Below are 11,938 nucleotides of genomic sequence, written 5' to 3'. Positions count from 1 at the left end.
ATCCGCGTCAGAGCCACTTCTTGAACTTGAACACGGCGTAGAGGCCGACGCCGAACAGCACCATGGCGGCGAGCGCCGTCGGGTAGCCGAAGTCCCAGTGGGTCTCGGGCATGTCGTCGAAGTTCATGCCGTAGACGGTGCCGATGAGGGTCGGCGCGAAGATGATCGCGGCCCACGACGAGATCTTCTTGATCTCCTCGTTCTGCTGCAGGCTCGTGTCGGTCTGCCGGCGTGCCACGAGCGCCGAGTGCACGGTGAGGGCGTTGTCGAGGATGGCGCGGAACGACGCGACGCGCTCGTTGATGCGGATGGCGTGGTCGAGCACGTCGCGCAGCGACCGCTGCAGCTCGACGTCGACGCGGTACTTCTCCGAGCCCCGGCGCAACCACTCGAGCATCGGTGCGAGCGGCTGCACCGCGCGCTGGAAGTTGATCACCTCGCGCGAGAGCTCGTAGATGCGCCGGGAGAGGGCGTCGTCGTCGCTGTCGCCGAAGAGCTGGTCCTCGATCTCGTCGATGTCGTTCTCCAGGCCGGCGACGACCGGCTCGTACTCGTCGACGACCTCGTCGAGGATCGCGTAGAGCACCGCTTCGGGGCCCATGGCGAGCAGCGCGGGGCTCGACTCCATGCGCCTCCGCACGGCCGCGAGGTCGGGCGACTCCGCGTGGCGGATGGTGACGACGAAGTCGGGGCCGACGAAGAGGTGGAGCTCGCCGAACTCGACCGTCTCGAGCTCGTCGCGGTAGCGGGCCGGCCGCAGCACGGCGAAGAGCGTCTCGCCGTAGCGCTCGAGCTTCGATCGCTGGTGGCCGGTCAATGCATCTTCGACCGCGAGCGGGTGCAGGTCGAACTCGCGCGCGACCGAGGCGACCTCGCGGGGACTCGGCCGGTACAGGCCGATCCAGGCGAGGCCGTCATGGTCGTCCATGAGGCGGTAGGTGTCGTCGAGGTTCGTGGGCGTCTCGACGCGACGTCCGTCGACGTAGACGCCGTTGTCGACCAGAGGTGACATGAGCGATCCGTTCTCGCAGGGCGCGCGGCAGCGCGCCGGTCTTCGGCAGGTGAGCGGATGTCGCCGCAGACCGCGCGCGGATCGGAACGCGTTCGCGCCGGCGGAGCGAAGCTCAGCGAAGGCGGGAACGGGAATGCGACGCAGCGGGGCCGGCGGCGTCGGTACTATGATCGGCCATCGCCCTCACCGCCCTTCGCATTCGGGGACCGCTCGATGGCGGCCCGACGGCAGAGTCTAGCCGACGCGCCCGGGAGCCCGGAACACCCGGTCGGCGCCCACGACGAGGCGAGCGCCGAACGCGCGCACGGGCCGCGGCAGGGGGAGTTTCGCGGCGATCGAGCGGATCGCGCGGAACCGCCCGGAGCCGTGCGCGGCACGACGCAGGGCCGCCTGGCTGAACGCCTGTGCCCAGAGTTGCGTGACCCGTCCCTCGTCGAACCGCGTGGCGGTGCGCACGGCGTGGGCCCGCATGCGGGCGACGCGGCGCGGAGACATCCGCTGCAGTCTGACGATCGCGCCGGCGAGCGCTTCGACGTCGCCGGCCGGCACGAGGAAGCCGTTGCGGCCGTCTCGGATGAGGTCGGCGGGGCCGTAGGGGATGTCGTAGGCGATCGGCAGGCAACCGGCGGCCATCGCCTCGACGAGCACGAGCGGGAAGCCCTCCGAGTGCGAGGTCAGCAGCAGGAACGAGGCGCCGGGAAGCCGGCTTCGCGCGTCGGGCTGGAACCCGTGCAGTCGTACCGCGGCCCGATCGGTGATGCGTCGTTCGAGCGCGGTGCGACTCTCGCCGTCGCCGTAGACGTCGAGGTGCACGGGCGGATCGGCGCGACCGCCCGCGCCGAGGGCGGCGTTCGCACGCTGCACGGCCTCGATGGCATGCGAAACCCGCTTCCGGCGGGTCAGTGCGGCGAGCACGACGCCTCGCCCTGGCTCGCGCGGCTCGTCCATCGACGTCGCCCGAGACGGCAGCGGCCGGGAGTTCGGAATCACCGTGAGGTGGTCGTGGTGGCCCACGATGCGCTCGACGTCATCGCGCTGCCGCCGTGAGAGCAGCACCACGAGGTCGAAGCCGTCGAGCTGCTCGAACACCTCGCGCCGCGACCGGCGGATCGGGTGCGGCTCGGAGTCCGCGGAGCGATGCGAGGCGTGCACGACGTGCGCGGTCACGACATGCGGTCGACGGTAGCCGATCAGCAACGGCGCCACGGTCTTGCTGTCGATGATCAGGTGGCTCGGGCGGCCCTCGGTCAGCGCGTCGAGCCAGGCCCGGTACAGCGGGCGGATGCCTCGCCACGATCGCACCGGGCGGCCGTCGGCATCGCACAGCACGACCGAGCGGCCGCCGATCGCACCGGGCACCCGGGTGTCGCGCCGATCGCTGAGGAGCAGCGTGCCGTCGGCACGGTAGTGGTCGACCTGGAGCGTACGGCCGTCGGCGTCGACTCGGCTGCGACTCATGACCACGTCACCGCGCAGCCGGGTCTCGAGCGCGCCGGTGCCGTCGCCGGCATCGTCGCTCGCGCGGAGCGGAGTCAACACGTCGCGCTCGAGCCGCAGCGTGCCCCCGGGCAGCGGATGCGTCCGGAGCCAGTCGTAGAGGTTCGTGATGCGCACCCCGTCGACGAGCACCCCGCGCCGTCGCAGCTCGAGCTCGATCTCAGGGGTGTCGGGGCGCGCGTCGAACGTCAGCACGTCGACCGTCGCGCCCCCGATCCGGTGGAACGCCGCTGAGCGTCGCAGCAGCGCATCCGTCATGCCCCCGAAGGTGTCGGGAATCGACCAGGTGAGCGCGAAGTGGCGCCCCTCGGGCATCCGCACGCCGGTCACCGCGCACCCTCGAGCCGTGCGAGCCGAACAGACATCCGTCAAGCCTAGCCGGGGCGTCTCGGAGGCCGCAGCACCTCAGCCGGTGACTCCCTCGAGGAAGTCGAGGGTCTCGACGAGTGCCGCCTGCGCCTCGTCGAAGTCGAGGTGGAACTGGTATTCGTGCGGCAGGGCGGGCTCGTGGTCGGCGGGCCAGAACAGCGAGGTGACGTCGACGCCGAGGTCATCGAGCCGCGCCTCCATCGGCAGCGACTGGATCCAGGTGAGCGCGTCGCCGTTGCCGCCCGAGATGTAGGTGGCCGGGAAATCGGACGTCACGAAGTCGATCGTCGACATGGTCGCGCCCGACGACTGCTGCGACCAGTCCTGACTGCCCGTGTAGCCCCACAGTGCGATCTTGAACCCCCACGCGCCGATGCCGGTCAGCTCCGACATCGCCGCGAGGTCGTAGACGCCGCAGTTCAGCACGACCCCAACGACCTGGTCGGCGTCGAGTGCCGGATCGATGCCCATGAGCCGGGCGTAGTCGGGGTTGGTCGACAGCGTCGCCATCTGGCTCGCGAGCTGGGCGCCGGCGGAATCGCCTGCGATCACGATGCGGTCGGGATCGATGCGGTAGTCCTCGGCGTCCGCCTCGAGCGTCGTCAGCGCGTCGTTCAGCTCGTGCACGGCCGTCGGATAGGTGCCCTCGGGACCGAGCGTGTAGTTCAGCCCCACCGTCGTGTAGCCCTCGGCGGCGAGGATGCGCAGGTAGGGGTCGACGTTCGCCGAGTCGCCCGAGATCCACGCGCCGCCGTGCACCCACACGATCGTGGGCAGCGGGTCGTCGCCGCCGTCGTCGGGCGAGAACACGTCGAAGGTCATGGCGGCGTCGTCATCGGCGTCGCCGCCGACCGGCACCGCGAGGTGCTCGGTGAGCGGTGCATCGGTCACGTACCGGTCCATCTCGGCGGCGGTGTCGTCGCCGCCCTTCTCGAAGACGGCGCGGATCGCCATCGCCGAGGGCCACGGCGTGAGCGTCACCACCCACGTGACCAGGAATCCGGCGATGGCGATCACCGCCACCGTTCCGATGAAGCGGCGCTGGCGCCGGCTCAGCCACAGCTCGTTGCCCCACGACGGCAGCGCATCATCACGCGTGTTCTTCGACGACACTCGTTCCCCCTCGACCTCGTTCCCGGTCATCCTGTCGGAGTTCGCGTCGTGAGACGGCTTGACGCACCGCGGGCCCCGGGCTCCGGTACCGCTCCGACCCGGCTTCGACACAGGCCGCGTTCATGCGCCGTTCAGACGGGCATGGTCGGCTAGTGTCCATGCCAGACGCCCGAGGTTGCGCGTCTCCACCGATCGATGGGACCAATCGTGACGAGCCGTACGGCCGAGTACCCCCGGCCGGACCACTTCCTCCTCCACATCAGCGACACGCACGTGCTCGCCGGCGGCGGCAAGCTCTACGACCGGGTCGAGAGCGAGCGGCACCTGCAGACCCTCTTCGAGGAGTTCGAGGCATCCGGCGGCAGGCCCGAGGCGATCGTCTTCACGGGTGACCTGGCCGACAAGGGCGAGCCCGACGCGTACGACCGCATCCGCGGCATCGTCGACCCCGTCGCCGAACGACTCGGCGCCCAGGTGATCTGGGTCATGGGCAACCACGACGAGCGGGCCGCGTTCCGGCGCGGGCTGCTCGGCGAGCGCGGCGTGAGCGCCGAGCGCGGGGGGCGCCCGGTCGACCGGGTCGACGACGTCGGCGGGCTCCGCGTCATCACGCTCGACTCCACCGTGCCCGGCCACCATCACGGCGAGATCGCGCCCGAACAGCTCGACTGGCTCGCGGAGGAGCTCTCGATGCCGGCGCCGCACGGCACGATCCTCGCCATGCACCACCCGCCGGTGCCGAGCGTGCTCGACCTCGCGGCCGCCGTCGAACTGCGCGATCAGGGCGGCCTCGCCGAGGTGGTCGAGGGCAGCGACATCCGCTCGATCATCGCCGGACACCTGCACTACTCATCGACCGCGACGTTCGCGGGCGTGCCGGTCTCGGTGGCCTCGGCAAGTTGCTACACGCAGGACCTGAACGTGCCCGTGGGCGGCACCCGAGGCCGCGACGGCGCGCGCGCCTTCAACCTCGTGCACGTCTACCCGAACACGGTGCTGCACTCCGTCGTGCCGCTCGGGTCCTACGCCGCGCTCGACTGGATCGACGCGGAGGAGAGCTCGCGGCGGCTCGCGGCATCGGGCATCGGCTTCGCGGATGCCGCGACCCCGCCGGTGCCGAAGGATCCGCCCTTCACCATGCCGATCCCGGTGCTCGCGGGCTGACGCCGCTGCGCTCGCCGAGGCCGTCACCTGATCAGCCTCGGCGGTTCGCCCGCGCGCCCTTCCTCGCGGTTCGAGCGAACTGCCATACTCAGACCACTTCTCCCGACCGCAGCGGCCTTCCACGCGCGCGAGGCGAGCAGACGACCTGGGGAGGTGGCGTATGAGCACGGAGCTCGCCGCGATCATCGGAGTGGTGCTGGTTCTCGCGGATTGGACGATCCGCATCGCGGCGCTGATCATCGTGCCGCGCGATCGCAAGCCCACCGCGGCCATGGCGTGGTTGCTCGCGATCTTCCTCATCCCCTTCGTCGGCATCCTCTTCTTCCTGCTGATCGGCAGCGTGAAGCTGCCGAAGAAGCGGCGAGCGAAGCAGCTCGAGATCAACCGGATGATCGCCGACCGGGCCGAGCACGTCGAACTCGCGCCCGATCGGGACACGTGGCCCGATTGGTTCACGGCGATCGCCCGGCAGAATCGGCTGCTCGGTGCACTGCCCGCGATGGGAGGCAACACGGCGACCCTCATCGGCGACTACAACGGGTCGATCGACGCCATGGCCGCCGAGATCGACAAAGCCGCGCGATTCGTGCACGTCGAATTCTTCATCGTCTCGTTCGACGAGACCACGAAGGGGTTCTTCGCCGCGATGGAGCGCGCCGTCCAGCGGGGCGTGACCGTTCGCGTGCTCCTCGACCACATCGCCTCGGGCAAGGCGGCCGGGGCCAAGGAGACCTACGCGGAGCTCGACCGGATCGGCGCGAAGTGGAGCTTCATGCTGCCGGTGCGCCCGCTGAAGGGCCAGTACCAGCGTCCCGACCTGCGCAACCACCGAAAGCTCGTCGTGGTCGACGGGCTGGTCGGATTCATGGGCTCGCAGAACCTCATCGACCGCAGCTACAACTCGAAGAAGAACATCAAGCGCGGCCTGCAGTGGCAGGAGCTCGTCACGCGGGTCACCGGCCCGATCGTCACGGGCGTCAACACCGTGTTCCTCTCCGACTGGTACCTCGAGACCGACGAGCTGCTCACCGAGGAGGAGAACGTGCCCGCCGTCGCGGTGCCCGCCGACCACTCGGCAGACGCGCTCGTCTGCCAGGTCGTGCCGAGCGGTCCCGGCTACGACGCGGAGAACAACCTGCGACTCTTCCTCGCGCTCATCAACTCGGCGCAGAAGCGGGCGATCATCACGAGTCCGTACTTCGTGCCCGACGAGGCGATGCTCTACGCGATCACCTCGGCGTGCTACCGCGGACTCGACGTGCAGCTCTTCGTCTCGGAGATCGGCGACCAGGGTTCGGTCTGGCACGCGCAGCGGTCGTACTACCGCGACCTGCTCGAGGCCGGCGTGAAGATCTGGCTCTACCCCGCCCCGTACATCCTGCACGCGAAGCACCTGTCCATCGACGACGACGTCGCCGTCATCGGCTCGAGCAACATGGACATCCGCTCGTTCAGCCTCAACTCCGAGATGATGCTGCTCGTGCGCGGCGCCTCGTTCGTCGAGCAGATGCGCGCCGTCGAGCAGGGCTATCGCGACGCCGGCCGCCAGCTCACGCTCGAGGAGTGGAACCGCGAGCCCACGTCGGCGACGTTCCTCGACGGCGTGGCGCGACTCACCTCCGCGCTGCAGTAGGCGCAGCGACCCGCGTCAGGCGGAGCGGCCGGGGGCAGCGGATGTCGCGGCGCCCGCCTGCGCCGAGGCATCCGTCGCTTCCTTCTCCCACGGAGCCGGGAACGGGAAGTAGCGCTCGAGGAAGTCGATCACGGCCGCCGTGCGCTCCTCGACCGAGATCTCGGGGAAGCTCCCGTCGTTCAGGCAGAACATGTCGTGGTCGCGATGCTTCAGGAGCTCCTTCATCGCGGGCAGCGCCTGGCGCAGCGTCGTCTCGACGTACTTGACGCGGGCATCGGTCTGCACGACGGCGTGCCCGGCGAGCAGCGAGTAGTAGTGGTAGAGCGAGTTCGTCACCGAGATGTCGGTCGCCGAGCGGAAGCGGCTCGCCGCGGTGCGGCGGAACTCCTCGGGGAAGGCGGCCTCGAGCTCGGCCATGACGCTCTTGCGCAGCGGCGCGGCGCAGTGCTCGAGGTGGCGGGTCGTGACCTTGCCGAACCGTTCGCGGAGGAGGGCCCGGTTGACCCGGGCGGCGTTCTCGAACCCGCTGCGGCCCGGGTGCGTCGAACCGAGCCCGATGCGGGTCGCCGCTTCGACGAACTTCGTGATGCCGCCGGGGGAGAAGAACAGCGACGGGCTCAGCGGGCGACCGAAGAACATGTCGTCGTTCGAGTAGAGGAAGTGCTCGGCGAGCCCCTCGATGCGGTGCAGCTGGCTCTCGACGGCGTGCGAGTTGTGCGTCGGGAGCACCGAGGTGTCGGCGAACATGGCCTCGCTCGGCACGATCGTGACCTTCGGGTGCTTCGCGAGCCAGGCCGGCGCACCCGAGTCGGTCGCGATGAAGATGCGGCGCACCCACGGTGCGAAGAGGTGCACCGAGCGCAGGGCGTACTTCAGCTCGTCGATCTGCCGGTAACGGGCCTCGGAGTCGTCGCCCTCGCCGACGACGTAGCTCTGCATGCGCTTCGCCCGCTCGCGGATGAAGTCGTCGCTCGAACCGTCGACCCAGGAGAAGACCATGTCGATCTCGAAGTCGACGTCGCTCGCGAGCGGTTCCCACATGTGCTCGAGGGTCGGCCAGTCGCGGCCGTGCAGGTGCACCACGTCGTCGGTCGTCTCGGAGCGCTGCAGCGTGCGGCGCATCAGCACGTTCTCGGCCGGAGCCTCGATCGTCTCGTCGCCGAAGCGCCAGAACTCGAGCTGCACGCCGGTCTCGCTGCCGTAGCGCAGGCGCCCGATGGGCTCGACGCGCGGACGGTAGACGCGAAGCAGCGTGGGCTTGCGCCCGGCGGAGAGCCGGCCGTCGGCGAGCAGCACGGGGTGCGTCTCGGCGGCGCGCTTCGGCGCGAGCGTGGCGGCGTAGAACGGCTCATCGGCGAATGCCTCGGCGAAGGCGCTCGCGACGGCCTTGCGCATGGCGCGGTCGATCGCGATGATCGGGCGGTCGTCGTTGCCGCGCACCAGGAGGAACGGGATGTCGGCCTCGTCGAGCGCCGTGCCGAGCGCGAGCAGGTCCTCCACCATCGACTCCTGCGGCGTCATGTGCCCGTTCCGCAGGGCGTACTGGCCCTTGCGCAACACGAGATCGTCGCGATCGAAGCGGAGGGCACGACCGGCGGATGCCACGAGCACGAGTTCGGACGCATCGGAGAGCCGCATCGGCGGGGCGGGCGGCGCTTCCCTCCTCGCGAACGCGTGTCCGTCGTGCTGCTGCCGGTCAGGGGTTCGATCGCGGTCGGGTCTCGTCACGAAGCAGTGGCCTCCAGGGGGTGGGCGGGGCGCGAGTTGCGCGGTGTTCCGATTGTACGCAGCGCCCGGTGGGCGTTCGCCCGCGCGCATGCAGGATCGTGCGTCAGGAGCGCCAGACGGCGCGCAGCGCGTTCACCACGTCGTCGAGTCCGCTCCCAGAGGCCTCGGCTTCGGCAGCGAGGTCGCGGATGCGCCGCACGATGGTTCCCGGGAGCACGGCCGCCGACTCCGCCACTCGCGTGCCGGCGGCGGTGCGGGTCACCACGAATCCGTCGTGCTCGAGCAGCTTGTAGGCCTTCGCCGCGGTGCCGGCGGCGACGCCGAGGTCGGCAGCCGTCTGTCGTACGGTCGGCAGCCGTTCGCCCGCGCCGAGCTGGCCGGAGACGATCAGCCCCCGGAACTGGTGATAGATGTCCATCGCCGGGCCGCCGTCTGCTGCGAGACCAGGGGTACTCGGGGCATTCATCGGGCGCTCGCGGTCTCGTGAGTAGGCGAGGAGGGGCGGCTGATCGCGGCGGGTCCAGCGGGGCGCCGCCGCAATCTGCTCGCCACGAGCAGGAGCAGCACGAAGGCGACGACCTCGACGGCGGGAGCGAGCCAGCCTCCGACGACCGCGAACTCGGCGTATCTCCAAGTGATGTCGAAGGAGCCGGAGACCCCCTCGATCTCGAGGCTCCCGATCGACCCTGACCGCGCGATGAAGCGCCACGCTCCGCCGAGTGCGAGCAGCATGCCCGCTGCCGCGACGGAGACCGTGCCGTTCGCCACCTCTGCGCGGGCGATCGTCTCGGCGGCGATCGTGTCGGGCCGGAGGAACGGTCGCGCCGCATTGCTCCGGAGTGTCAGCCAGGTCGCGAGCACGAGGGCTGCCGTGCAGACGAGCACGGGCACGCCGAACGCCCAGCCGTAGAACCACGGGCGCACATCGTCGATCGTCGCGTTCGGCGCGGTGAGCACGAGGAGGATCCACCGGCCGTCGGCGTCGGGCGACGACGCGAGCCCCGCGGCGATTGTCGTGGTGACGAGGGCCAGGAGCGCGAGGAGGGCGCCGGCGATGCCGGCACGGGGGCCGAACGTCGCCCACGTACGTCGCACGTTCGACGGCGCCGGTTGTTCCGGCGTCCGCTTCCTCGCGACGATGAGCACGAACGCCGCGGCGACGACGACCAGAGCCGCGAAGACCGGCGTCGCGTACTGCCACCACTCGACGACGTTTGCGAGGCGGAGCAAGTAGCCGCGCACGATGTTCTCGGTGGCGAACGCCGCGATGACGAGGATTGCGCCAACGGCCAGAGCAAGATGCTCGGGTCGGTACCGCAGCGCCGTGGCGGGATCGGCCGAGCGCTCACGACGCCGATCGACACCCGACGCGCGACTGCGACGGATCACGAGCACGGCGGCGGCGATGACGGCCGCGACGACGAGGGAGAAGAGCGGAATGTGCAGGAGCAGCCCGAAGAGTTCGCCAGCGGGGATCGGTGGGATCGTGATCTGCGGCATGTCGGTGCTCTCCCATCGGATTGTGTCGCCAAGTTAGCACAAGTTGTGTCATCACCGTGGTGCAAGTTTCCGGAGATGCCGGGGCTGATGGATGCCGCAGGGTGCGGCGGCGCTGATGTCGGCGGCGATCATCCGCGATTTCGAGGGGATCGACGATTTCGAGGGTGGGTGAGAGACCGATGATCCTCGGAATCGCGGATCTCCTCGGAATCGCAGGCGCTCCGACCTCATGCGCGGGAAGCGCATCGTGTGTCCCCGCGAGTCGCCGCGGGCCGCCCCGGCACCCGCTGGGTGACGCCGCGTGACCTCGCGTTGACACGTGTGACAGGGTGCCTCGCGGCATCCGCTCGTGCTCTCTACCGTCGTGTTCAGGAGGTCGACATGACACGACTCATCATCGGCGCGATGGTCAGAGCGATCGGCGCCTACCCCTCGGGGTGGCGGTACCCGGGCGCCCATCGCGACCCGCGCGGCGACGCGGCCGTGCTGCGGCGAGCCGCCGAGGTGGCGGAGGCCGCGCGACTCGACTACCTCTTCTTCGGCGACTGGCTCGCCACGGGGCACGACCTCGAGTTCCAGGATCCGTACCTCGTCGCCCGCGTCGACCCGATCGCGGCGATCACCTACCTCGCGGGGGTCACGAGCCGCATCGGGCTGATCGCGACCGCGAACACGAGCTACTCCGATCCGTACACCCTGGCCCGTGCGACGGCGTCGGCCGACCTGCTCTCTGGCGGCCGTGCCGGCCTCAACCTCGTGACGGGCGCCGAGCCGCGCGCAGCAGCCAATCACGGCGTCGACTTCCACACCGCGAACGAGTCGCGGTTCGATCGCGCGGTCGAGTTCGAGATCGTGCTGCGGCGGCTCTGGGACTCCTTCGACGACGACGCGATCGTCGCGGATGCCGCGAGCGGCGTGTACCTCGACCCGCAGAAGCTGCACGCCACCGACTTCCACGGCGAGCATCTCAGCGTGACGGGTCCGCTCAACGTGCCACGGCCGGTGCAGGGCCACCTGCCGATCGTGCACGCCGGCATCTCGCCGCGGTCGCGACTCTTCGCCGCGCAGAGCGCCGACCTCGCGCTCGTCGCCGTCGGCGACCGCGAGCAGGCGATCGCGATCCGCGAGGAGCTGCGCTCGCTGGCCTTCGAGTCGGGTCGCGACGACCGCACGCTGAAGGTCATCGCGCCCGTGCTGCCGATCGTGGGGGAGACGCGCGAGCACGCCCAGTCGATCGCCGACGAGCTCAGCGAGCTCGTGCAGATCGCCGAGGACTGGCCCAGCGGCCCGCCCGCGGCGTTCCCGTCGAACCGCTCGCTTGCGCAGCTCTCGCTCCTCGTGGGGGTCGACCTCGGCGGGCTCTCGCCCGACCGCGCGGTCACGCCCGCGCTCGTGGCCGAGTTCAGCGCCGCCGGACAGGAGCTCGTCGAGATCGTCGCCGAGCGCACGGGACGCAGCCCGTCGGGCGATCGGCCGCCGACCCTGCGTCACCTCGTCGTCGCGGCATCCGTCAACGCGTCGATGATCGTCGGCACCGCCGACGACATCGCCGCCGAGTTCGAGGCGTGGGGCGCCGCCGGCGGGGTCGACGGGTTCAACGTGCTCTCGGCGGTGCAGCCGCAGCAGTTCGAGGCGTTCGCGTTCCAGGTCGTGCCCGAACTGCAGCGGCGGGGAATCCTGCCGACCGAGTACGAGGGCGAGACGCTGCGCGACCACCTCGGGCTCGCGCGCCCCGAGAGCGTGCACGCGACGATCGGCGACCCGGGAGGCGTCGTCCAGCACGGCCACGGGCAGGGGTCGCGCGGACGACTCGCGTCGACGCGGCGGCATCCGTAGCGCAAGGGCGGGCAACAGTGTGTCGCAATGTGTCGCGGTGTGACCCTTCGCGGCGAGCGTGGTTGAGGGCGATTCCGGCGATCCGT

At 70.3% G+C, this 11,938-nt stretch carries 9 protein-coding genes; 3 read left to right on the top strand and 6 right to left on the bottom strand.

The window, feature by feature from the left end; translation table 11 throughout:
- Positions 1–7 precede the first annotated feature (7 nt).
- The 3 genes from ASD23_RS02810 to ASD23_RS02800 all read right to left on the bottom strand — a co-directional run bounded on the left by ASD23_RS02810 (position 8) and on the right by ASD23_RS02800 (position 3,991).
- Entirely contained in the window at positions 8–1,012 is a 1,005-nt protein-coding gene (locus tag ASD23_RS02810) for a magnesium and cobalt transport protein CorA (protein WP_056005942.1), read from the bottom strand.
- Between the two features lie 234 nt (positions 1,013–1,246).
- Positions 1,247–2,839 (bottom strand): glycosyltransferase, encoded by a 1,593-nt coding sequence (locus tag ASD23_RS02805; RefSeq protein WP_056005939.1) that lies wholly within the window; start codon positions 2,837–2,839, stop codon positions 1,247–1,249.
- Between the two features lie 75 nt (positions 2,840–2,914).
- Positions 2,915–3,991, bottom strand: a complete 1,077-nt coding sequence (locus ASD23_RS02800; RefSeq protein WP_235507612.1) for an alpha/beta hydrolase — start codon at positions 3,989–3,991, stop codon at positions 2,915–2,917.
- 207 nt (positions 3,992–4,198) lie between these two features.
- Here ASD23_RS02800 and ASD23_RS02795 point away from each other — a divergent pair, with 207 nt between their 5' ends.
- Together ASD23_RS02795 and cls are read left to right on the top strand one after the other, a co-directional pair.
- Entirely contained in the window at positions 4,199–5,155 is a 957-nt protein-coding gene (locus ASD23_RS02795; RefSeq protein ID WP_235507611.1) for a phosphodiesterase, read from the top strand.
- A gap of 160 nt (positions 5,156–5,315) precedes the next feature.
- Positions 5,316–6,788, top strand: coding sequence for a cardiolipin synthase (gene cls / locus ASD23_RS02790; RefSeq protein ID WP_056005935.1), 1,473 nt, complete (start codon positions 5,316–5,318; stop codon positions 6,786–6,788).
- Between the two features lie 15 nt (positions 6,789–6,803).
- Here cls and ASD23_RS02785 read toward each other — a convergent pair whose 3' ends face one another.
- The 3 genes from ASD23_RS02785 to ASD23_RS02775 all read right to left on the bottom strand — a co-directional run bounded on the left by ASD23_RS02785 (position 6,804) and on the right by ASD23_RS02775 (position 10,016).
- On the bottom strand, positions 6,804–8,426 hold the full coding sequence (locus tag ASD23_RS02785) for a stealth family protein (RefSeq protein WP_082571130.1): 1,623 nt from the start codon (positions 8,424–8,426) through the stop codon (positions 6,804–6,806).
- A 193-nt stretch (positions 8,427–8,619) separates the two neighbouring features.
- The gene (locus ASD23_RS02780) at positions 8,620–8,934 is read right to left on the bottom strand and encodes a GntR family transcriptional regulator (RefSeq protein WP_056005933.1); all 315 of its coding nucleotides are present in this window, start codon (positions 8,932–8,934) and stop codon (positions 8,620–8,622) included.
- A 44-nt stretch (positions 8,935–8,978) separates the two neighbouring features.
- On the bottom strand, positions 8,979–10,016 hold the full coding sequence (locus tag ASD23_RS02775; protein ID WP_056005930.1) for a hypothetical protein: 1,038 nt from the start codon (positions 10,014–10,016) through the stop codon (positions 8,979–8,981).
- A gap of 381 nt (positions 10,017–10,397) precedes the next feature.
- Between ASD23_RS02775 and ASD23_RS02770 the strand changes: the two genes are divergently transcribed.
- A complete protein-coding gene (locus ASD23_RS02770; protein ID WP_082571128.1) occupies positions 10,398–11,852 on the top strand; it encodes an NtaA/DmoA family FMN-dependent monooxygenase in 1,455 nt (484 codons plus the stop codon).
- Positions 11,853–11,938: the final 86 nt, after the last annotated feature.

The sequence above is a fragment of the Agromyces sp. Root1464 genome (genome assembly GCF_001427265.1).
Classification (GTDB): domain Bacteria; phylum Actinomycetota; class Actinomycetes; order Actinomycetales; family Microbacteriaceae; genus Agromyces; species Agromyces fucosus.
The sequence above is the reverse complement of the archived record's forward strand: the minus strand, read 5'-3'. Positions and strand labels throughout refer to the sequence as shown.

Excerpts from the sequence above, each read along its gene's own strand:
- ASD23_RS02810 (WP_056005942.1), bottom strand. The coding sequence starts at position 1,012 with ATGTCACCTCTGGTCGACAACGGCGTCTACGTCGACGGACGTCGCGTC.
- cls (WP_056005935.1), top strand. The coding sequence starts at position 5,316 with ATGAGCACGGAGCTCGCCGCGATCATCGGAGTGGTGCTGGTTCTCGCG.
- ASD23_RS02785 (WP_082571130.1), bottom strand. The coding sequence starts at position 8,426 with ATGCGGCTCTCCGATGCGTCCGAACTCGTGCTCGTGGCATCCGCCGGT.
- ASD23_RS02780 (WP_056005933.1), bottom strand. The coding sequence starts at position 8,934 with ATGGACATCTATCACCAGTTCCGGGGGCTGATCGTCTCCGGCCAGCTC.
- ASD23_RS02775 (WP_056005930.1), bottom strand. The coding sequence starts at position 10,016 with ATGCCGCAGATCACGATCCCACCGATCCCCGCTGGCGAACTCTTCGGG.
- ASD23_RS02770 (WP_082571128.1), top strand. The coding sequence starts at position 10,398 with ATGACACGACTCATCATCGGCGCGATGGTCAGAGCGATCGGCGCCTAC.